A 20625-nucleotide genomic window follows, 5' to 3' on the forward strand; every position below is an offset into this window, starting at 1 on the left:
GAGCCCTTGCGCCAGGGGGTCGAAAGCCTCTATAAGGTTCCCTGTAGGCATCGGTTGGGATGGCCGGAATGGCATCCATGCCACCGACCAGGGGGACCCTCCACTTCCCGCCGGGAGCACCGTGCGCGCACGCGTACCGACGGAGAACGTGAGGCCATGACCGACAACGACGCCTTTCGCGATGCCATGACCCGTCTCGCGATCGATCCCGCGTTCGCGGAGCAACTCGACGGCGACCCCGACGAGGTCGCACGAAGACTCGGTCTGACGCCCGAGCAGGTCACCGAGCTGCGGCGGCTCCGTGTGGAGTCGAGCGCGACCGACGGGCCCTCCACCCTCGACGCCCGGCTGTCCAAGTCGTCCCTGTTCTTCGGCAACGCGGCCCACGCCCTCGCGGCCCACGACGTGCCCGTCGAGGCGGGCCCGCACGACGCGGCGGACGCCCTGGGCGACTCCCGCGACCTGGCCGGACAGCTCGACGGGACGGCGTCCGACCTCGCCGGCCTGATCGGCGACGCCCACACCGACACGCCCGTCGGCGACGACGGCTCCCTCCTCGGCGACCTCGGAGGGCTGGGCGACACCGGCGAGCTGGGAGACATGGGCGGTCTGGGCGACGCCGGCGACTTCGGCGGTTTCGGGGACGCCGGTGGCTTGGGGGACGCCGGGGGCTTCGGGGACTTCGGCTCCTTCGGTGACGGCGACTCGGGCTTCGGCGAGGCCGGAATCGGCGGCCACGACGGCGGGTTCGGTGACGGGCTCGGCGGTGAGTTCGGCGACGGCTTCGGGGGCGGGCTCGGCGGTGGACTCGGCGACGGCTTCGGCGGCGGGGCCGGGGACGGCTTCGAGGGCGGGCTCGGCGGTGGACTCGGCGACGGCTTCGGCGGCGGGGCCGGGGACGGCTTCGGGGACGGCCACGGCGGTGGACTCGGCGACGGCTTCGGCGGCGGGGCCGGGGACGGCTTCGGGGGCGGCCACGGCGGTGGACTCGGCGACGGCTTCGGCGGCGGGGCCGGGGACGGGTTCGAGGGCGGGCTCGGCGGTGGACTCGGCGACGGGTTCGGCGGCGGGGCCGGGGACGGCTTCGGGGGCGGCCACGGCGGCGGGTTCGGCGGTGGTTTCGGTGACGGAGTCGGCGGCCACGACGGTGGGTTCGGCGGGGGCGGTGCCGAGGGCTTCGGGCACGGTGGCATCTACGCGGAGGGCGACGACGGCGGCTCTGGGGGCGGTGGAGGCGACTCCGGCGGCGGGGGCGGTGAAGGCAGCAGCAGCGAGAACGGCCGCCGGCCCGGCGGTGGCTCCGGCGGCGGGGAAGGCGGCGGGGGCGACGGCGGCGGGGGCGGTGAAGGCAGCAGCAGCGAGAACGGCCGCCGGCCCGGTGGCGGCTCCGGCGGAGGTGAAGGCGGAGGCGGCGGCGGAGAAGGCGGAGGCGACGGTGGAGGCGGCGGCGGTGATGGCAGCAGCAGCGAGAACGGGCGCCGGCCCGGCGGCGGAGGCTCCGGCGGCGGCGACGGAGGCGGCGAAGGCGGCGGCGGCGGCGAGGGGAGTAGCAGCGAGAACGGGCGTCGGCCCGGCGGCGGAGGCCCGGGCGGCGGCGACGGAGGGGGCGACGGCGGAGGCGGTGAAGGCAGCAGCAGCGAGAACGGGCGCCGGCCCGGCAGTGGCGGCACCGGCGGCGGTGAAGGCGGCGGTGGCGACGGCGGCGGTGACGGCGGCAGCAGTGAGAACGGGCGCCGGCCCAGCGGTGGTGGCGGGCGTTCCGAGACTCCCGCTCCCGACTCCGACCACGCGGGCGACGGGCTCGTCCGTCCCGGCCTCGACCGGCTCGGCGACAGTCACCTGCGCGCCACCGGGCCCGGTCACGACGCGCTCGGTGGCCCGGCCGGCGGTTCCTTCGTCACCGGTTCCTGAGGCGTCGGGTCTCTCACCATGCTCTGCCATGCCTGTCGCGTGCACGTGCGGCGCGACTTCCCGTACTGCCTGCGCTGCGGCACCCTGCGCCGCGGCGCGGCACCGACGTCGTTCGCCGCGCCCCGGTTGCGCGGCCTCGACGACCCCGACCTCCTCGTACCGCTGACCGGCGAGACCACCACGTTGGGCCGCGGCGCGGAGAACGACGTCGTCCTGGCGGACGGCAGCGTGTCGCGCCGCCATGCCCGGATCGTCCGTGACGCGTCGGGCTTCCGGGTCGAGGACCTGGATTCGTTCAACGGCACGGCGGTCGCCGGGGCGACCCTGCACGGCGGTTCGGCGCGCCTGGACGACGGCGCCGAACTGTCCGTCGGCGACGTCCGGTTGGTGTTCGAGCAGCCGCGTGACGTGCGGATCGGCTCGCGGACCGTCATGGTCGGCACCCAGCTCACCGAGCTGGCCGCCGGTGTCGTCTCCGAGCCGGACGCGCCGGAGGCGCACGGCCCGCTCACCGCGCGGCCGCGCCGCCGCGGCGGGTGGGCGCTCAAGCAGGTGCCGACGAGCGGCCGCGCGGAGCCGCACTGGGTGCTGAACAACACGCGGACGGGCGCGTATCTCCGGCTCGACGAGCGCGAGGTGTTCCTGTGGAACGCCCTCGACGGCGACGCCACCGTGCGGGACCTGCTCTTCGCGTACGCGGACCGCTTCGGCGAGCTGGCGCTGCCGCGGATCGAGGCCGCGCTCGCGGCGTTCGCGGGCGCCGGGCTCCTGAGCGGTCTGCCGGGGCAGAGCGAGGAGAAGGCGCTCTCCAGGCCGCGCCGGGTGTGGCGGGCGGTGTACCGGGCGCTGCTGAAACTGGAGGTGTCGGTACCGGGACTCGACGGAGTCGTGACCCGGCTGTACGCGGGCGGCGGCTGGCGGTTCTTCACCCGTACCGGAGTGGCGCTGACCTGGCTGTCGCTGCTCGGTGGTCTCGTGGTGTTCTTCGCGGTGGCACAGGGCCGGCAGCACCTCCTCGACTTCGGCGGGTCCGGTGTCTGGGGACCGGTGGCGCTGGCCGTCGGCTACGTCTCGGCGCTGGTGGTGCACGAACTCGCGCACGCCCTCGCGGTGAAGTCGTACGGCCGCAAGGTCAGACGGGGCGGCTTCATGCTGATGATGGGGATGCCGTTCGCGTTCGTGGACACGAGCGACATGTGGTTCGGCACCCGCTGGTCGCGGGTCGTGGTGGCGCTGTCCGGGCCGGTGTCGACGGCCGCCCTGGCGGGCTGGTGCGCCGTGGGCGCGGCCTTCCTGCCGGTGGGGCCGGTCTCGGCCGTGCTGTTCCACCTGGCCTTCGGTCTGTATCTGAACACCCTGTACAACTTCAATCCGCTGATGCCGCTGGACGGTTACCAGGCGCTCACCGACGCCCTGCGCGTGCCGCGACTCCGCGAGGAGGCGAGCGCGTACTTCCGCAAGGGGCTGTGGCGGGACCTGCGCGCGGGCCGCCGGCCGGGGCCTCGGCAGACCGGCATGGCCGCGTACGGCCTCGCGGTGGTCCTCGGGACGTACGGCTTCCTGGTCCTCGCCCTGCTGGCCTGGCGGTCCCGGCTCGGTGAGTGGCTGGACGGGCGGGTGCCCGCACCGTGGGACACGGTGATCGTGGCGGTGGTCGTGGCCCTGGTGGCGTTCCCGGTGTGGGCCGCGCCGGTGCGGTGGCTGGTACGGGTGGTGAAGCGGCGCCGCACGGCGGCGGATGACGGCCGGGCGCGCCCGGCGGACGGGGCGGCCGTGGACGGCGCGCCCCTGGAGGGGACGGCATGAGCGACACACCCACGGCGGATGCCCGTTGGGCGGTTCCCGGTTACGAGGCGGTGCGGACGCTCGGCCGCGGCGCCGGCGGGCAGGTCGTCCTGGCCAGGCACGAGGCGACGGGCGTGCCCGTGGCCGTCAAGTACCTGAGCGAACGGCTGCACGGCGACCGGGACTTCCTGGCCCGGTTCCGCGCCGAGGCGCGGCTGCTCGGCGAGCTGCGGCACCCGTGCGTGGTGCGGCTGTACGAGTACGTGGAGGCCCGGCGGGGTGCGGCGATCGTCATGGAGGCGGTCGACGGGGTGGCTCTGCGCGCGCTGCTGCGCGAGCACGGGTCGACGGGCCCCGAGGCGGCACTGGTGCTGCTCAAGGGCTCGCTGCTCGGGCTCGGCGCGGCGCACGCGGCCGGGGTGGTGCACCGCGACTACAAGCCGGAGAACGTGCTGGTGCGCGCCGACGGTTCGAGCGCCCTCGCCGACTTCGGGATCGCCGTGCGCGCGGGCCGCGAGGCGGAGGCCGCGGGCACTCCCGCATACATGGCGCCCGAGCAGTGGGACGGCGAGCCGGCGAGCCCGGCGGGCGACGTGTACGCGGCGACGGCCGTTTTCTACGAGTGCCTCACCGGCCGGCAGCCGTTCGTCGCCGACGACCTGATCGCCCTGCGGCTCCAGCACCTCCGGGCACCCGTCGAGGTGGCCGGCGTGCCCGAGCCGGTGCGCGATCTGGTGCGTACGGGTCTGGCGAAGGACCCGGCCGACCGGCCCGCCGTCGACGCGTTGCTCGCCGGACTCGAACGCGCCGCCACCGACGGCTACGGAGCGGACTGGGAGGAGCGCGGACGCCGCGGGCTCGGACGGCTCGCCGCCCTGCTCGCCCTGCTGTTCCCGTTCGCGACGACGGGGGCGGTGTACGAGGCGACGCCGGCGCTGACGGTCCTGGGCCGCCTCAGGGGTGTGCTCGGGAAGACGCTGGTCGGTGCGGCCGTCCTGGCCGTGGTCGCGGCGGGTGCGGCGACGGTGGCGAAGGCCGGAACGCCGGAGGACACGACGACGACCGCGGCGCACTCCGTCCCCTCGGGGTCTCCCGCCTCCGGTGCCCCGGCTCCGTCCTCCTCGTCCCTCGCTCCTTCGGACGCCCCGACGCCCAGCGCGTCGCCGTCCGACAGCGCCTCGACCGAACCGGCACCGAGCGACACGACGACGGCACCGGCCACGGACGGCCCGCCGACCACGACCGCACCCGGACCGGGTCCCACCGCCTCCACCGACCCGGCTCCGCCCACGTCGGCCCCGCCCACCACGACCCCGGCGGCGCCGACGCCGGGCACGATCACCCTCGTCATCGGCTCCCTGCGCCGGGGGCCGGGCAGCACGCTGATCGCCGACGTGACCGTCGACACCACCGGCACCGGTCCGCTGACGCTCACGGCGGACTTCTACGTCGACTCGCCCGCCGAGTCGTACGGTTCGCAGTCCCGCCGGCTGTCGGGGAGCACGCAGTACTCCGTGACCTTCGAGGGCGACTTCGCGAACCACCCGTGCCGGGGCACCTGGACCATCGCCGTCAGCAGCAGCCCGGCGTCCCCGGGCGGAACGCGGACGGCCTCCGCCGACGCACCGCCGTGCTGAGCCACCACCGAGGAGAACGAGGCAGGATGAGGCCCCCCTTGACTCCACCGATGTCGCCGACGCCCCCGGCACCGGCCACGGTCGCCGGGCGTGCCCTGTCGGACTGGTCGCGGGACGGCCGGTTCGGCGTCTGGTACGCGCTGGGGCCCGCCGACGCGGACGAACCGCCCCTCGGCGCCCTGCGGATCCATCGCGCCCTGCTCACGCCGAGCGGTGCGCAGGAGCGGCTCACGGCCGCGGTCCGTTCCGTGGCGAAGCTACGGCTGCCGGGCGTGCCGGCCACCGTCGACCTGGTGCGGGAGGCCGGGGACGTGTGGCTGATCGTCGCGCGCCCGCCGGCCCGTACGGTCGCCGACCTGCTCGCCGCGGGGGCGCCCGGGCTCGACGAGGGCAGCGCGGCGAGCGTGCTCAACGAGACCGCGCAGACGCTGCTCGCCCTCCACGCGGCGGGCCTCGCCCACGGTTCGCTCACCCCCGACCACGTGGTCCTCGCCCCGGACGGCACCGCTCAGCTCACCGAGGCGTCGCTGGCCGGTGCTCTGGCCGGGGACGAGGCCTCCGTGGCGTCGCTGGCCGCCGCGCTGCCCGGCGACGAGGCCTCCGTGGCCTCCCCGCAGGGCGCCGACATCGAGGCGTGGGCGGGGCTCGCCCGTACCCTCGGCACGGCCTGGGCCGCGCCCGGCACACCGGCGGCCGAGCTGCTCGCCCGCTGTTCCGCCACGGCCGAGTCCGACGGCCTCGCCGCCGCCCGTACGACACTCACCTCGGGGCGTACGGCGCTGCCCCGGGACTTCCTGCGGAGGACGGCCCTGCGGACGGCGGCGGCCGCCGCCCTGGCGGAACTCGCCGAGCCGCCGGCGTCGGTGGAGGACGCGGAGGCGGATGCGAGGCCGGGCGAGGAGACGGTGCAGGACGCGGGGGCGACGGAGGACACGGCCGCGGACGCCCCCGCCGGCGGCGCCCCCGACCAGCGGGACACCGTCCTCGGCAAGCGCCATGGGAGCGCCGCCGCCACACCCCTCACGCCTCTGCCCGGTGGCGAGGACGACGACGAGATCGTGCTGCGTTTCGGCCCGGGCGTCCCGCGCTCCGAGGAGGAGGCCCTGCGCGCTCTGTGGGCCGTGCCCGCGCCCGTACCCGCCCCCGTGCGCCGGCGGCGCCGGGCCGGACTGCTCGGTGCCTGTGCCGCGCTGGTGGCGGTGGGGGTGGTCCTGTGGCTGCTGCTGCGGCCGTCGACGGGCCCGGAGGTGACGGCGGTCCGGGTCACGGCCCCGCACCAGTTGGCGTGCGGCGGGACCGCCGAGGTGACCGGTGTGGTGACGACGGACGGCCAAGCCGGACCGTTCAGGTACCGCTGGCTGCGCAGTGACGGGCAGCGGTCCGAGGTGCTGACCCGTACGGCCCGGGGTGGCGAGCACGAGGTGCCGGTGCACCTTCGCTGGACCGTCCGCGGCCCGGGCCGGTTCCACGGCACCGCCCATCTCCAGGTGCTGCGCGCGGACGGGACCCCGCTGGAGGCCGAGGCCGCCTTCACGTACGCGTGCGCCGGGTGACGGCCGCCTGAGCCCGTGGCCCCCGCCGCCTCGGGGGCCACGGGCCGGCCATCGCGGCCGCCGGCCCCGCTCTCGTGGAGCGCCGGGTCCGAATGGCGTGCCCTGCAGGGTGTTGGGATGATTTCCTCCGAAAGCCGGAGGACAGTCATGATTCCTGACCAGCACGAGCCCCGGCCGGACGTCCCCCAGGACCGCGAGGTCACGGGGACGGTGGACGCCGAGCCGGCCGCCGGGACCGGGAAGCGCCGCCGGTCGCTCCATCTGACGGTGCCGGGCTGCTGGGGTGCGCTTGTCCTCGCCTGCCTGTCCTTCACCCCGTCGCTGCTGCCCCGCGGCGGCATCCTCCAGGGACTGATCTGCGGCATCAGCGCGGCCATCGGGTACGGGCTCGGTGTGGTCGCGGCGTATGTGTGGCGCGCGTTCGCCGACCGGGAGGCGCGGAGCGCGTCGCACAGGTCGTGGCAGGTCCTGATCGGGTGCGCGATCGTCCTGTTCGGCCTGGCGTTCGGGTTCGGTCAGTACTGGCAGCACGAGATCCGTGGGCTCATGGGGGTCACCGACTACAACGTCCTCGCCACCGTCGCCTCCCCGTTCGTGGCCGCGCTCGTCTTCCTGCTGCTGCTGCTCGCGGGCCGGGGACTGCGGCGCCTGTACCGATGGTTCGCCCGCCTCCTCCGCCGCTGGATCGGCCCGCGCGCGGCGCGGGTGGTCGGCTGGGTCGTGGTGGCGGCCCTCGCGTGGTCCGTGGTCAGCGGGGTGCTGATCGGCGGCTTCGTGAACGCGACCAACGAGGCGTTCTCGCTGCGGGACAACGAGACTCCCGAGGGCGTGCACCAGCCCACGACCACCCTGCGGTCGGGCGGACCCGGCTCGCTGGTGCCGTGGAACACGCTCGGCTACCAGGGCCGGGCCTTCACCGGCAGCGGTCCGTCGGCCCGGGACATCGGCGCGTTCACCCACCGCCCGGCGCAGGAACCGGTGCGGGCCTACGCCGGGCTCCAGACCGCCGACGACGCGGAGGCCCGCGCCGAGCGGGCCGTCGCGGACCTCGAACGGGCCGGAGGCTTCGAACGCGCGAACCTGCTCGTCATGACCACCACCGGAAGCGGCTGGGTCGACCCGGCCGCCGTGGACTCGTTCGAGTACCTCGGCGACGGCGACTCGGCCACCGTGGCGATGCAGTACTCGTACCTGCCGTCGTGGCTCTCCTATCTCGTGGACCAGTCCAAGGCGCGCGAGGCCGGCCGTGAGCTCTTCGACGCGGTCTACGACGTCTGGTCCAAGCTGCCGCAGGACCAGCGTCCGCGGCTGTTCGTGGCGGGCGAGAGCCTCGGGTCGTTCGGCGGCGAGACGGCCTTCAGCGGCGAGTACGACCTGCGCAACCGCACCGCCGGCACGCTCTTCGCCGGCCCACCGAACTTCAACACCCTGTTCCGCGAGTTCAGCGACCACCGCGACGCGGGGAGTCCGGAGATCGAGCCCGTCTACAAGCAGGGGCGGACCGTGCGGTTCACCGACGACCCGACGACCGCGAGCCCTCCGGCGGACCAGCCGTGGAACGGTACGCGGGTGCTGTACCTCATGCACCCGTCCGATCCGATCGTCTGGTGGAGCCCCGCGCTGGCTCTCTCCGAGCCCGACTGGATCGGCGAGGCGCCCGGCAGCGACGTGCTCGAAGGGATGGTCTGGATCCCCTTCGTCACCTTCTGGCAGGTCACCGCCGACCTGCCGTTCGCCACCGGCGTCCCGGACGGCCACGGTCACACGTACAAGGCCGCCTACGTCGACGGGTGGAACGCCGTCATGCGGCCGACGGACTTCACACCGCAGGACGTGGACCGGCTGCGGGACGTCATCCAGCCGGATCACTGACCGCCGTGCGCGCGGCGCGGCCGCGCGGTCAGCGCAGCTGGAAGCCGACGACGTAACCGAGCGCGTTGACCGCCCAGTGCAGCCCCATCGGGGCCAGCAGACTGCCGCTGCGGCGTCGCAGCTCACAGAGCAGGACGCCCGACAGCGCGGTGAACAGGACGGCGCCCACGACCGCGAGGACGGAGCCGAGCACGGAACCTCCGAGGACAGAGGTGAGCACGGGCTTCGCGCTCGCCAGGTGCAGGGACGGCAGGACGTGCCACAGGCCGAACAGCACACTCGACACGGCGGTCGCCCAGACCGCCCCACGGGCCCGGCACACCAATCCGTACAGCACTCCGCGGAACGCGATCTCCTCCACCAGGACCGTGCCGACGGGCACCACCAGGAGAACGCGCGTCAGCACGTCGCCCCCGGTCATCGCGTCGTACCGCCGGTCCTCGAACAGCGGGCGGGTGGCCGGGAGCAGTGCCCCGAGGGCGTAGACGACTCCGACCAGCCCTGTCAGGGCCAGCCCCCACACGGCCCCCCGGGCCAGGGTCCCGCGCGCCAGGCCCGCGTCGGCCAGAGTGCCGCCCGCCCAGCGGAGGACGGCGAGCAGCAGGACGCCGACCGCGACGGCCGTCGCCAGGCGGAGCGCGCCGGTCCACTGGTGCAGGAGCACATTGGCCGTGACGAGTACGGCGACCACGAGCGCCACGGCCGGCCAGGTGCCGATCGGCCCGCGCCATCGGTTGCGCGGCCGCCCGCCCCCGTTCCTCCCCCGCTGACGCGTCACGCTTACGTCACGAACGGTCGTGCTTGAGCGAGTCCTTGAAGCCTTCGGCACGGTGGCGGATGCTCTGCATCTTCTTCCGGATCTTGACCTTCGCCTGGTCCGTTCTGCCCTCGGACTCGAGACGCTCGTCGCCGGTGATCTTTCCGGCGATCTCCTTGAATCGGGCCTTGGCCATGTCCATGGCCCTGTTCTTGTCCATCATCCCTCCGTGGGATCGCTTCCCCAGGTCCACGGTAGGTTCCGGCGCGGCAGAGCGCTTGTCCTGCGGTGACGGGAGGCGACGGGAGGCGACGGCCGGACGGAGGACGCACACTGAGGGGGAGCCACCAGCCGCCCGGATGATCCCCGTGATCCACCGGGCGACCGGGGAGGAGGACACATGGCCACGTCGCAAGGACCCACACCCGCCTCCGCTGCCGACACGGCGGACCCGGCGGACCAGCTGGCGCGTCTCGGCGGTTCCTGGGTCTGGCTCCTGGGCGCGGCGATGGCGACGCTCGTGCCGGGCATCCTGGCGCTCGTCTGGCCGGACGTGACCCTGCACGTCCTGGCCGTGCTCATCGGCCTGTACCTTCTGGCGGCCGGTGCGTTCCGTTTCGTCGCCGTGTTCGGCCAGGGCTCCGGCGGGGAACGGGTGGCCGGCCTGATCGTCGCCGTCCTGTACGTCCTGGGCGGGGTGCTGTGCCTGCGGAACCCCCTGCAGACGATCGCCGCGCTGTCGCTCATCGTCGGTGCCGTCTGGCTCGTGACCGGCATCTTCACCCTGTACACCGCGATCGCCACCAAGAACATGCCGCACCGTGGCGTCGTCATGGCGATCGCCGCGCTGGGCATCGTCGCGGGCATCGTGGTCCTGGCTCTGCCGACCGAGTCCGCGCGGGCCCTGACCAGACTCCTCGGCCTGTGGCTCGTCCTCATGGGCCTGGCCGAGACGGCGGCCGCCCTGGCCTGGCGGTCGACCCTGCGCCGGGCCGGCGTCACAGGGAACGACACGGCGGGCACCCCGCGCCACGACACGTCGGGGCCGGTCGTCTGACGCCCCACGCCCGAGGAATCGACAGGAATCGAGGCACCCCATGGCCGCCACGCACTCCTCACACCCGGTCGACACGACGAAACAAGCGTGGGCGGGCGGGCTCACCGTCTTCGCCGCCGTCATGCTCGGCCTCACCGGCCTCGTCGGAATCTTCCGGGGCATCATGGCGATCTCCGAGGACGAGGTCTTCGTCGCGACGCCCAACTACGTCTACAAGTTCGACCTGACGTCGTGGGGCTGGATCCACCTCGTCATCGGTGTCATCGCCGTCCTCGTGAGCTTCGGGCTGTACCGGACGTCCACGTGGGCACGCGTGGCCGGCGTGGCCATCGCCGCGCTCCTCATCGTCGCGAACTTCATGTCCCTGCCGAACTACCCGGCCTGGTCGATCATCGTGATCGCCATGTCCGTGGTCGTCATCTGGGCGCTGTGCGCGGTGCGGCGCGAGCCGCAGTAGACCGTCGCCGGCCGGGGCTCCCCCCGAAGCCGACCACGGCTCCGGGGCCTCACCGCCCCGCGGTGAGGCCCCGGAGCAGGACGAGGTCCACGTCCAGCAGGCTGTCGACCACCGTCCGCCCCGGTGCCGTGGGGACGGGGATCAGGGAGGGGACAGCCAGGACCGTGCACTCCGCCGCCTCCGCGGAGGCCACGCCCGCGAGGCTGTCCTCGATCGCCACGCAGGCGGCCGGAGCGGCACCCAGGGCTGTCAGCGCCGCCAGGTACGGGTCGGGGAAGGGTTTCGTGCGCGGCGTCTCGCCGGCGGCGACGGTCGTGCCGAACCGGTGCCGCCCCAGCGCGGCGAGGACGGTGTCCACCACGGAGCGGGGCGAGGCCGAGACCAGGGCGGTGGGCACGCCGGCCGCGCCCAGGGCCGCCAGCAGGCGTTCGGCCCCCGGGAGGGGGACCACCTCGGCGCGCACGAGCCGGGTGAAACGGCGCTCCAGGGCCGCCGCGAGCCGGGAGGGCTCGGTGCGGCCGGGAGCACGGGAGACGAGGTGGGCCGCGGTGTCCTCGATCGCGCGGCCGACGACGTACGGGAGGTCCGCGTCCGTGAGCGCGAGGCCGAGGTCCAGGCATTCCTCCTCCACCGCCCGCCGCCAGAGGCGCTCGGTGTCGACGAGCGTGCCGTCCATGTCGAAGAGGACGGCCTGGAGTTCTGTGGGCACGGAATTCCCCTGTCGTGTCGGGCGTACGCGTGTCACGAGCCCGCCCGGAGGGTGAACCGGAGGGTGCGGATCTCGAAGGGGCGCAGCGTGAGGGGCAGCGCTGTGGTGTCCGGTGTCCCCGGCCGGATGGGCTCCGAGCCTGCCAGGGGGCGTTCGAGGAGGTCCGTCTCGGTGACGGTGTCCCACGGGGCGGAGAGCTCCAGAGCGGTCCGCGCGCGACCGCCGTGGGCTTCGTAGAGGCGGACGACGATGTCGCCGGAGCGGTCGTCGGCGAGTTTCACGGCCTCGATCACGACGGCGTCGTCGTCCGCGGTGACGAGCGGGACCACCGCCGCCGCGGCCCCTGCCACCGTGCGCTCCGGGAGGTTGAAGGCGTAGCCCTCGCGGACCGCGTCGGCGATGTCGGCGCCCAGGACGAGGCCGTACCGCAGGCGGTGGCTTCCCTGGTCGGCGTCCGGGTCGGGGAAGCGGGGGGCGCGGAGCAGGGAGAGGCGAACGGTCGTGGTCGTGCCGCCGTCCCGGCGTACGTCCCGGGTGAGGTCGTGGCCGTAGGTCGAGTCGTTGACGAGGGCGGCGCCCCAGTCGTTCTCGCCGACGTGCAGATAGCGGTGGGCGCAGATCTCGAACTTGGCCGCGTCCCAGCTGGTGTTGGTGTGGGTGGGGCGTTTGACGTGTCCGAACGGGATCTCGGCGCTGGAGTGGTCGGCGCGCAGGTCCAGGGGGAAGGCGGCCTTGAGGAGCTTCTCCTTCTCGTGCCAGTCGATCATGGTGTCGATGTCGAGCCGACGGGAGTTCTCGCGCAGCGAGAGGAGCTGTTCGATCCGGGAGTCGCCGAAGGTCCTGACGATCCGGACGCCGTCCGGTTCGGCGCGCAGGTCGTCGGCGTCGGTGAGGTCGTGGACGGTGTTGCGGTAGAACTCGTCGACGTCCCAGGCGTCGTACTCGTTGGGGAAGTCCTGGTGCAGTTGGAGGAGGTTGGCCACGGCGCCCGGGGCGAGGGCCTCGCGGCCGGCGGTCAGGTCCAAGGCCGAGGTGACCAGGCCGCGGGCGTCGATCACGATCCTCACGAGACCGTTGTCGAGGACGAAGCCGTCTCCGGAGCGCACCGGCTCGACCGGCCGGCCGACCGAGGTGGTGCGTACGGACGCGCCGAGGGCCGGGGCGTCGCCGCGGGCGTGCGGCGCGGAGTTGAAGACGACGGTCCGCTCTCCCTCGCCGGCCAGCGCGCGCTGCGCCGCGGAGACGATCCCGTCCAGCTCGCCGAGGACCTCGGCGTAGGTCTGCTCGGCCTCGCGGTGCACCCAGGCGATGGAGGAGCCGGGCAGGATGTCGTGGAACTGGTGCAGGAGGACGGTCTTCCAGAGCCGGTCGAGTTGTTCGTACGGATACGGGAAGCCGCCGCGCACGGCCGCCGTCGCCGCCCAGAGTTCGGCTTCGCGCAGCAGGTGCTCGCTGCGCCGGTTGCCCTGTTTGGTGCGCAGCTGGCTGGTGAGCGTGCCGCGGTGGAACTCCAGATAGAGCTCGCCGACCCAGACGGGGGCGTCGGGGTACTCGGCCTCGGCGCGGGTGAAGAACGCGGCGGGCGTCTCGACGACCACCCGGGGCGAGCCCTCCAGGTCTCCCAGGCGCGCGGCGCGGGCGATCATCTCGCGGGTGGGACCGCCGCCGCCGTCCCCGTATCCGAAGGGGAGGAGCGAGCTGTTGGCCGCTCCCTTGTCCTGGAAGTTGCGCACGGCGTGGGCGAGTTCGGCGCCGGTGATCTCGGCGTTGTAGGTGTCGACGGGTGGGAAGTGGCTGAAGATCCGGCTGCCGTCGATGCCCTCCCAGCGGAAGGTGTGGTGCGGGAACTTGTTGGTGGTGTTCCAGGAGATCTTCTGGGTGAGGAACCAGCGCACGCCCGCCAGCTTCATCAGCTGGGGCATGGCCGCGTTGTAGCCGAAGGTGTCGGGCAGCCACATCTCCTCTGTCTCGACGCCGAACTCGTCGAGGTAGAAGCGCTTGCCGTGGATCAGCTGACGGGCGAACGCCTCGCCTCCGGTGATGTTGGTGTCGGGTTCCACCCACAGACTGCCGACGGGCAGGAACTGGCCGCTCTTCGCCTTCTCCTGGACGCGGGCGTACACCCCGGGGCGCTTCTCCTTCAGCCAGGCCAGCTGCTGGGCCTGGGACATGGCGAAGCGGAAGTCCGGATGGCCGTCCATGAGGTGGGTGACGTTGGAGAGCGTGCGGGCGACCTTGCGGACGGTCTCGCGCAGCGGCCACAGCCACGCGGTGTCGATGTGGGCGTGTCCGACGGCGGAGACGCGGTGGGCGCTCGGCGCGGCCGGGGCCGACAGGGCCGGCCGGAGGATCTCGCGGGCGGCGGGAGCACTGGCGGACACCGCCTGGAGGTCGACGGCGTCCAGGGCCTTGTCGATGGTCCCCAGGAGCTGCCAGCGGCGGGGGTCGGCCTCCGGGAGCGCCAGCATGAGTTCGCCGAGCACGTCGAGGTCCTGGGCGAGTTCCCAGACCTGGGTGTCGAAGACGGCGAGGTCCAGGCGGAGCAGCCGGTAGAGCGGGTCGCCGGGGTTGCCGCCGCCGGTCGTCCACGGGGGTGGGCCGCCGAGCGGGGTCGGCATGTGGCTGTCGCAGAGGGCCGGGTTGGCGGCGGCCTCGATGTAGTACGTGAACTCCTCGCCGCCCTGGGCCGGGTCGGCGACCGGCACCCAGGCGTTGCGGGGGTTGAGTGCCTTGAGCACGGTCCCGTCGGGCCGGTACACCAGGCCCTCGGTGGAGAAGCCGGCGCCGGTGACGTCGAAACCGAGGTCGAGGACGGCTTCGACGCGCTGTCCGGCCCACTCCTCGGGAACCCGGCCGGTGATCTTGAACCAGCTCGTCGACCAGGCCGGTCCCCATCGGTGTCCGACCTGGACCGGCCGGTACGGCGCTGCCAGGCCGGCGGCGACCGGCACCGGTTCGCCGGGGGCGTTCCAGATCTCGGCCCGGAGGGGGACGGTCCGGGCGTGCACGGTCGGTCGGATGCGCTCCGTGAGCACCCTCTTGAGGCGTTGCTCGATCAGGCGTCGCTTGCTGTGCATGGGATTCTCCGGGCGGGTGTCAGTCCTCGACGATGCCGAGGTCGGGCCGGTCCCGCAGTTCGACGGTACGGGACGCGGTGGCGTGGAGTTCGAGGACGGTGATCTCGTTGCGGCCGGGGCGCAGGGCCGGCGCGGGTACGTACAGGGTGGCCTGCGGGCCCCGGGACCAGTAGCGGCCGAGCGGGAAGCCGTTGACCCAGGCGTGTCCCTTGGTCCAGCCGTCCAGGGCGAGGTAGCCGTCGGCGGGCCGGTCGACCTCGAAGGTGCCGCGGTGGAGGGCCGGGCCCGCGACGGGTGCGGCCGGGGTGAGGGTGAGGCCGTCGAGGCGGTCCAGCGGCAGCGGGCTGCTGCTCCACCGCGCGAGCTCCGCGCCGTTGACGGTGACCTGGCCGAGCAGGCCCTTGCGGTCGTGGATGCCGGGTCCGTAGTTGACCCGGCCCTGGTTCTCCACGAGGACGGTGAGGCGGGCGCCGCTCCTGGGCGAGACGAAGCCGAGGGCGTGCTCGTGGTTCTCCCGTTCCAGGACGCCGACGGGCTGGCCGTCGACGAAGACCTGGGCCCGGTCGCGGACCTCGCCCACCCGCAGCAGGGCCGGCCCGGCGGTCGGCAGTTCCGCCTCGTACAGCACGAAGCCGAAGGACTGGCCCAGGTGTTCCATGGTGAGCGGGTGGCCGGCGAGGACCGGCTGTCCGAACAGGTGGGTCTGGTCGAACAGGCCGCCGGACGCGTCCAGCTCGACGACGGTCGGGGTGAGCTTCGGAGCGGGTGCCGGGACCGGTTCGTCGGGGACGGGCGCGTGGCGGGCGATGACCTCGCGGAACGCCTCGTACTTGGGGGTGGGGTCGCCGGCTTCGTCGAGGAGGGCGTCGTAGTCGTAGGAGGTGCCGGTGGGGCGGTAGGTGCCCTTGTCGTTGGCTCCGTTGGTGCATCCGAAGTTCGTACCGCCGTGGAACATGTAGATGTTGACGGAGGCTCCGGCGGCGAGCAGACGGTCGAGGTCGGCCGCCGCGTCCGCGGCGTCGCGGGTGGTGTGGACACCGCCCCACCGGTCGAACCAGCCGATCCAGAACTCCGAGCACATCAGCGGCCCGGAGGGCTGGAGCCGGCGCAGCTCGGCGAGCCCCGCGTCGACCCGGCTCCCGAGGTTCACGGTGCGCAGGACGCCGTCCAGGCCGCCGCGGGCGAGGTCGCCGGGCTGGTCGCAGGTGAAGAGGGGGACGTCGACGCCGTGGGTGCGGAGCAGGCCGGCGAGGTCGGAGAGGTAGCCGGCGTCGTCGCCGTGGGCCCCGTACTCGTTCTCCAGCTGCACCGCGATCACCGGCCCGCCGGCGGAGGACAGGTAGGTCTTCAGCGGCGGGAGGAGCGCGGCGAGGTAGCCGTCGACGGCGGCCAGGAAGCGCGGGTCGCTGCTGCGCAGCTCGATGCCGTCCTCGGCGAGCAGCCACGAGGGCAGGCCGCCGCCCTCCCATTCGGCGCAGATGTACGGGCCGGGCCGCAGGAGGACGTGCAGGCCCTCCGCGGCGGCGAGGTCGAGGAAGCGGGGCAGGTCGAGACCTCCGTCCGTCCGGAACTCACCGGGCCGGGGGGCGTGGAGGTTCCAGGGGACGTAGGTCTCGACCGTGTTGAGACCCAGCAGCCTCGCCTTGTGGAGCCTGTCGGCCCACTGTTCCGGGTGGACGCGGAAGTAGTGCAGTCCGCCCGAGATGATGCGGAACGGGTGGTCGTCGAGACGGAAGCCGTTCTCGGCGATCTCCAGTCGAGGCATGCCGGGATGCTCCTAGGTGTGCGTACGGGTGCGGAGGTGAGGGTCAGGCGAGGGGGCGGCAGAGCACGGCGTCCGGGACGCCGTAGTGCAGCCACTTCCAGGTGTGGGCGACGCCGGCGAGGTACTCGTTGTCGGCGCACTGGCCCTTGTAGTAGCCGGGGGCCCAGTCACTGGCGTTCGAGCCTCCGGTGGCGGGCCGGTTGTCGCCGTGGTCGAACCAGAGCACGCGGTTCGAGGTGGGCAGGGAGGCCGCGGCGGGGGCGCAGAGGAGTGCGGACATCGCGTTGCCGTTCACGCTGTAGCCGACGGCGAACGTGTTCCTGGGGCACTCCAGCTTGTTGTAGCCGGAAGCCCAGTCGCCGTTCGTCACGTACCGCTCGTCGGTGACGACGGTCCAGGCTCCGCTGCCCTTCGCCGGCTGCCCCGCGTCGGTGCACAGGCCGCGGCTGTCACTGCGGCCGAGACCGACCAGGCGCTGGGTGTCGGGGCAGTTGCCCTTGCGGTTGCCCGGTGACCAGTCCGGCTTCGCCAGCATGGTGGCGGAGACGTTGTAGTCGGCGTAGTCCAGGTTCAGCATGTTCCAGCGCGGGGTCTGCGCGACCTGGCCGGTCCTGCCGGGGGCGTTGACCAGCTTGTTCCAGGCGGTGGTCCGCCAGTCGCCGGAGTCCATGACGCCGAGCCGGGTGCCGTCCGCGGCGTAGTTGACCATGGCCCAGTTGTCCTGCGGCTTGCCGCTCGCGTCGGTCCAGCCGACGAGCGGCCAGATGGCGAAGTCGCTGTCGTTGTTCACCATGATGTCGGTGAAGCGGGCGAACCAGTCCTGTTCCAGGGCGTCGGTCGATCCCCGGCCGCCGACACCGAACTCGCTGATCCACACGGGCGCGGTGAAGTGCTGGCCGGACCGGGTGACGAACAGGGCCTCGTCGTCGACGGCCCGGACGAGCTCCGCGGGGGTGAGGTCGTGGTAACGCGGGTCGTGGGTCTCACCCGTGCCGGTGGCGCCGGTGTGGTGGGGGCCGGTGTAGCCGTAGAAGTGGGCCGAGTAGACGAGTTTGTCCGAGCGGATCAGTGTGTTGGACAGGGTCGCGACCGGGGTCAGCATCGGGCGGCCGTGGCTGGTGAGGTCGGTCGGGATGCCCTGCCAGTTGATGCCCTCCATGACGATCAGCAGGTCGGGGTCGGCCTGGAGGATCTTGTTCCCGGCCTCTTCCAGGGCCTTGTTCAGGTCGTGGTCGTCGCCCCACCCCCAGTTGGAGTCGTTCCAGGTGTCGCGGCGGACCTCGTTGCGCAGGTCGGCGCCGACGACGCGCTTGTTGTTCTGGTAGCGCTTCGCCAGGAACACCCAGTCGTCGATCCACTGCTGGGTCGACTGGCCGCTGTTCCAGCGCTCGTTGCCGTCCAGGCCGCAGCAGAAGCGGTAGCTGGTGGTGTGGTTGTTGAGGATGACGGCGAAGCCGTCGGCGGTGAGGCCGTCGATCACGGAGTCGAGGACCTGCAGCGGGGTCTTGCCCCGGAGCTGCGGGTTGGCGGTGACGGCCGCGTCGGGGACCGGGGTCGTGTCGTGCACCAGGGCGTTGGCGAACGGCAGGCGGATGCTGTTCAGGCCCAGGGCGTGGAAGTCGCTCAGGATCTGGGCCAGCGGCTTGCGGTCCAGGCCGAGCGGGATGTTGTGCGAATTCTGGTCGGCCTGGTGGTTCGTGACGTCGTTGACGTCGCCGCTGCCCTCCCAGGTGCCCTGGGCGCCGGCCCAGTTGCCGGACTTGAGTTTGAACCGCTCGCCGTTCGCGTCGACGACGTACCGGCCGCGGGTGGACAGGGGGGCGGTCCACGAGGCGGCGAGCTGGGCGCCGGTGAGGACCTGGGGAGGCACGGCCGCTGGCTCCGCCGCGGTGGCGGCGGTGGGGGCGAGGGTGCCGAGGAGGAGCGCGGACGACATGGCGAGGGCCGCTGTGGCGTGCCGGAGCACGGTGGTGCGAGGTGTCACGGGGACTCCTTGCGGATGGGGGGACGTTGTACCTGCCTTGTACGTGGTGCCGTGAGGTGCGGTGGTGCCGTGAGGTGCGGTGGTGCCGTGAGGTGCGGTGGTGCCGTGTGCGGGGGTGGTGCGTGGTCGTGCCGTGCGCGGTGGTGCGGTGGTGCGGTGGTGCGGTCCGGGGGTCAGCCCTTCAGGCCGCTGGTGGCGATGCCCTCGACGATGTAGCGCTGGGCGACGACGAACATGACGACCAGGGGCGTGATGGTGACGACGGCGCCGGCGAACAGGCCGGGCAGGTTGATGGTCTGCGAGGTGAGGAAGGTGGACAGCGCGATCTGCGCGGTCCAGGCGGACGGGTCCTGTCCGATGACCAGCGGCCACAGGAAGGAGTTCCAGCTGTCGATGAAGGACAGCGCGCCGAGCGAGGCCAGCATGGCCCCCGAGCTCGGCAGGGCGATCCGGCGGTAGAGACCCAGCCAGCCGAGGCCGTCGAGCCGTCCGGCGTCTTCGATCTCGCTCGGGAACTGCAGGTAGAAGTTGCGGAACAGCAGCACCGCGAACGGATTGAAGAGGCCGGGCACGATGAGGCCCCACAGTGTGTTCACGCCGCCCATGGAGCCGACGACGACGAAGGTCGGTACGAAGGTGACCGAGCCGGGGATCATCAGCGTGGCCACGATCAGGGCGAGCACCACACCACGTCCCGGGACCGGGATCCGTGCCAGGGCGTAGCCGGCGGCGGAGGCGAGGAGCGTGGACACCGGTGCGGTGACGGCGGCGACGAGGAGCGAGTTGCCGAGGGCCGGGCCCATGGAGACGGCGGGGTCGTCGAAGAGGGCGGTGAAGTTCTCGAAGTGCATCGTCGAGGGCCACCAGGTCCACTCGGGCGACGTCAGCCCCTGGGAGTCCATGAGGGCGTTGCGGAGCATCAGGTAGAAGGGGGCGAGGAAGGCCGCGGTGAGGAGGCCGACGAGCAGGCCGCGCGCGCCGAGGCGCACGGATCGGGTCAGTGCGGGCGGGGTGGTCATGCGCTTCTCATTCTCCGCTCCTGCCGAAGCCGGTGAACCGTCCCTGGATCAGGGTCACTCCGACGATGAGGGCGGTGAGCACGAACGCTCCGGCGGAGCCGAGGCCGTAGTTCTGGCTGCCCATGGCGGTGTCGTAGAGGTGGACCAGCGGGGTTCGCACGGGGGCGGTCCCGGTTCCCGAGAGCCCGCTGTTGAACAGGTTGTAGAACTCGTCGAAGGCCTGGAAGGCGGCGATGAACAGCAGCATCAGTACGGCGACGGAGGTGTTGCGCAGCATCGGCAGGGTGATGCCGGTCAGCAGCCGCCGGCCCTTGGCACCGTCGAGTGCGGCCGCCTCGTACACCTCCGTGGGGATGGCCTGCAGTCCGGCGAGGAAGAGCACCATGTAGAAGCCGACCTGGAGCCACAGCCGCAGCGTGACGAGCGCGATCCAGTACAGCGGCGGCGACGTGGTCTGGAGCCAGGCCACCGGCTCCGCGCCGAACCATCCTCCGATCGTGTTGGCGATGCCCGCCGGCAGGCCGTTGAAGAGGGACATCTTCCACAGCAGTGAGGCGGCGACGTACGAGACGGCCGCCGGGATGAGGAAGGTGGTACGGAACAGGGCCCGGCCCCGCCTGATCCTGTGCACGAGCAGGGCGAGTCCGAGTGAGGCGGCGAAGGTGAGCGGCACGATGAAGGCGGTGAACAGCAGGATCTGGACCAGTGAGGTGCGGAAGGCCTGGTCGGTCAGGAGGGTCCGGTAGTTGTCGAGTCCGATCCAGTGGCCGAGGGCGATGGTGCCGCGTGCGTCGCTGAGGCTGAGCAGGAAACTCCAGCCGATCGCGACGTACTTGAAGATGCCGAGCCCGATCAGCGTCGGCGCCGTGAGCAGGACGAACGCGATCCAGCCGGAGCGGCCGGCGCGGGGCCCACCGGCGCGGGCCCGGTCGGCGCGGGCCCTGCCGGGGCGGGCCCTGCCGGGGCGGGCGCCCCGCGGGGTGACCGCGGGGCGCCCGGTGTGCTCGGGCTCCAGGGTGGTGGGGTTGGCCGAGTTCATCGG

The 20625-nt window shown here is 73.1% G+C and carries 15 protein-coding genes; 7 read left to right on the forward strand and 8 right to left on the reverse strand.

Features of this window, described 5'->3' with window-relative positions:
• Positions 1–156: 156 nt before the first annotated feature.
• From ACF07V_RS06990 to ACF07V_RS07010, 5 genes are all read left to right on the forward strand, one after another.
• Entirely contained in the window at positions 157–1911 is a 1755-nt protein-coding gene (locus ACF07V_RS06990) for a hypothetical protein (protein ID WP_392151883.1), read from the forward strand.
• 39 nt (positions 1912–1950) lie between these two features.
• Positions 1951–3717, forward strand: a complete 1767-nt coding sequence (locus ACF07V_RS06995; protein ID WP_392151885.1) for an FHA domain-containing protein — start codon at positions 1951–1953, stop codon at positions 3715–3717.
• On the forward strand, positions 3714–5333 hold the full coding sequence (locus ACF07V_RS07000; RefSeq protein ID WP_392151886.1) for a serine/threonine-protein kinase: 1620 nt from the start codon (positions 3714–3716) through the stop codon (positions 5331–5333). The genes ACF07V_RS06995 and ACF07V_RS07000 overlap by 4 nt, the downstream gene beginning before the upstream one ends.
• 50 nt (positions 5334–5383) lie before the next feature.
• Positions 5384–6886 (forward strand): hypothetical protein, encoded by a 1503-nt coding sequence (locus ACF07V_RS07005; RefSeq protein ID WP_392151888.1) that lies wholly within the window; start codon positions 5384–5386, stop codon positions 6884–6886.
• A gap of 147 nt (positions 6887–7033) precedes the next feature.
• Positions 7034–8758, forward strand: coding sequence for an alpha/beta hydrolase (locus tag ACF07V_RS07010; RefSeq protein WP_392151890.1), 1725 nt, complete (start codon positions 7034–7036; stop codon positions 8756–8758).
• A 28-nt stretch (positions 8759–8786) separates the two neighbouring features.
• On the opposite strand, the gene ACF07V_RS07015 is transcribed toward ACF07V_RS07010, so the two are convergent.
• Both ACF07V_RS07015 and ACF07V_RS07020 read right to left on the reverse strand, forming a co-directional pair.
• Entirely contained in the window at positions 8787–9458 is a 672-nt protein-coding gene (locus ACF07V_RS07015; protein WP_392151891.1) for a CPBP family intramembrane glutamic endopeptidase, read from the reverse strand.
• An 85-nt stretch (positions 9459–9543) separates the two neighbouring features.
• Positions 9544–9735: a CsbD family protein gene (locus ACF07V_RS07020; protein WP_392151893.1), complete on the reverse strand. Its 192-nt coding sequence runs from the start codon at positions 9733–9735 to the stop codon at positions 9544–9546.
• Between the two features lie 180 nt (positions 9736–9915).
• On the opposite strand from ACF07V_RS07020, the gene ACF07V_RS07025 reads away from it, so the two are divergent.
• Positions 9916–10572, forward strand: coding sequence for an HdeD family acid-resistance protein (locus tag ACF07V_RS07025; RefSeq protein WP_392151894.1), 657 nt, complete (start codon positions 9916–9918; stop codon positions 10570–10572).
• 40 nt (positions 10573–10612) lie between these two features.
• On the forward strand, positions 10613–11029 hold the full coding sequence (locus ACF07V_RS07030) for a hypothetical protein (RefSeq protein WP_392151895.1): 417 nt from the start codon (positions 10613–10615) through the stop codon (positions 11027–11029).
• A gap of 49 nt (positions 11030–11078) precedes the next feature.
• Here ACF07V_RS07030 and ACF07V_RS07035 read toward each other — a convergent pair whose 3' ends face one another.
• The 6 genes from ACF07V_RS07035 to ACF07V_RS07060 form a co-directional block, all read right to left on the reverse strand.
• Positions 11079–11738, reverse strand: coding sequence for an HAD family hydrolase (locus ACF07V_RS07035; RefSeq protein ID WP_392151896.1), 660 nt, complete (start codon positions 11736–11738; stop codon positions 11079–11081).
• A gap of 32 nt (positions 11739–11770) precedes the next feature.
• Positions 11771–14815 carry an alpha-mannosidase gene (locus tag ACF07V_RS07040; RefSeq protein WP_392151898.1) on the reverse strand — a complete coding sequence of 1015 codons (3045 nt, stop codon included), beginning with the start codon at positions 14813–14815 and terminating at the stop codon, positions 11771–11773.
• Between the two features lie 19 nt (positions 14816–14834).
• Positions 14835–16580, reverse strand: a complete 1746-nt coding sequence (locus tag ACF07V_RS07045; protein WP_392151899.1) for a beta-galactosidase family protein — start codon at positions 16578–16580, stop codon at positions 14835–14837.
• Between the two features lie 43 nt (positions 16581–16623).
• A complete protein-coding gene (locus ACF07V_RS07050) occupies positions 16624–18516 on the reverse strand; it encodes a glycoside hydrolase family 5 protein (protein WP_392152375.1) in 1893 nt (630 codons plus the stop codon).
• Between the two features lie 221 nt (positions 18517–18737).
• On the reverse strand, positions 18738–19583 hold the full coding sequence (locus ACF07V_RS07055; protein ID WP_392151900.1) for a carbohydrate ABC transporter permease: 846 nt from the start codon (positions 19581–19583) through the stop codon (positions 18738–18740).
• A gap of 7 nt (positions 19584–19590) precedes the next feature.
• Complete coding sequence (locus tag ACF07V_RS07060) at positions 19591–20622, reverse strand: carbohydrate ABC transporter permease (protein ID WP_392151902.1); 1032 nt, start codon at positions 20620–20622, stop codon at positions 19591–19593.
• Between the last annotated feature and the right edge of the window lie 3 nt (positions 20623–20625).

The sequence above is a fragment of the Streptomyces sp. NPDC015661 genome (assembly GCF_043077765.1).
In the GTDB taxonomy this organism is placed as follows: domain Bacteria; phylum Actinomycetota; class Actinomycetes; order Streptomycetales; family Streptomycetaceae; genus Streptomyces.

Coding starts and splice junctions, on each gene's coding strand:
- ACF07V_RS06990 (WP_392151883.1), top strand. CDS start 157: ATGACCGACAACGACGCCTTTCGCGATGCCATGACCCGTCTCGCGATC.
- ACF07V_RS07000 (WP_392151886.1), top strand. CDS start 3,714: ATGAGCGACACACCCACGGCGGATGCCCGTTGGGCGGTTCCCGGTTAC.
- ACF07V_RS07005 (WP_392151888.1), top strand. CDS start 5,384: ATGTCGCCGACGCCCCCGGCACCGGCCACGGTCGCCGGGCGTGCCCTG.
- ACF07V_RS07010 (WP_392151890.1), top strand. CDS start 7,034: ATGATTCCTGACCAGCACGAGCCCCGGCCGGACGTCCCCCAGGACCGC.
- ACF07V_RS07020 (WP_392151893.1), bottom strand. CDS start 9,735: ATGGACAAGAACAGGGCCATGGACATGGCCAAGGCCCGATTCAAGGAG.
- ACF07V_RS07025 (WP_392151894.1), top strand. CDS start 9,916: ATGGCCACGTCGCAAGGACCCACACCCGCCTCCGCTGCCGACACGGCG.
- ACF07V_RS07030 (WP_392151895.1), top strand. CDS start 10,613: ATGGCCGCCACGCACTCCTCACACCCGGTCGACACGACGAAACAAGCG.
- ACF07V_RS07040 (WP_392151898.1), bottom strand. CDS start 14,815: ATGCACAGCAAGCGACGCCTGATCGAGCAACGCCTCAAGAGGGTGCTC.
- ACF07V_RS07045 (WP_392151899.1), bottom strand. CDS start 16,580: ATGCCTCGACTGGAGATCGCCGAGAACGGCTTCCGTCTCGACGACCAC.
- ACF07V_RS07050 (WP_392152375.1), bottom strand. CDS start 18,516: ATGTCGTCCGCGCTCCTCCTCGGCACCCTCGCCCCCACCGCCGCCACC.
- ACF07V_RS07055 (WP_392151900.1), bottom strand. CDS start 19,583: ATGACCACCCCGCCCGCACTGACCCGATCCGTGCGCCTCGGCGCGCGC.
- ACF07V_RS07060 (WP_392151902.1), bottom strand. CDS start 20,622: ATGAACTCGGCCAACCCCACCACCCTGGAGCCCGAGCACACCGGGCGC.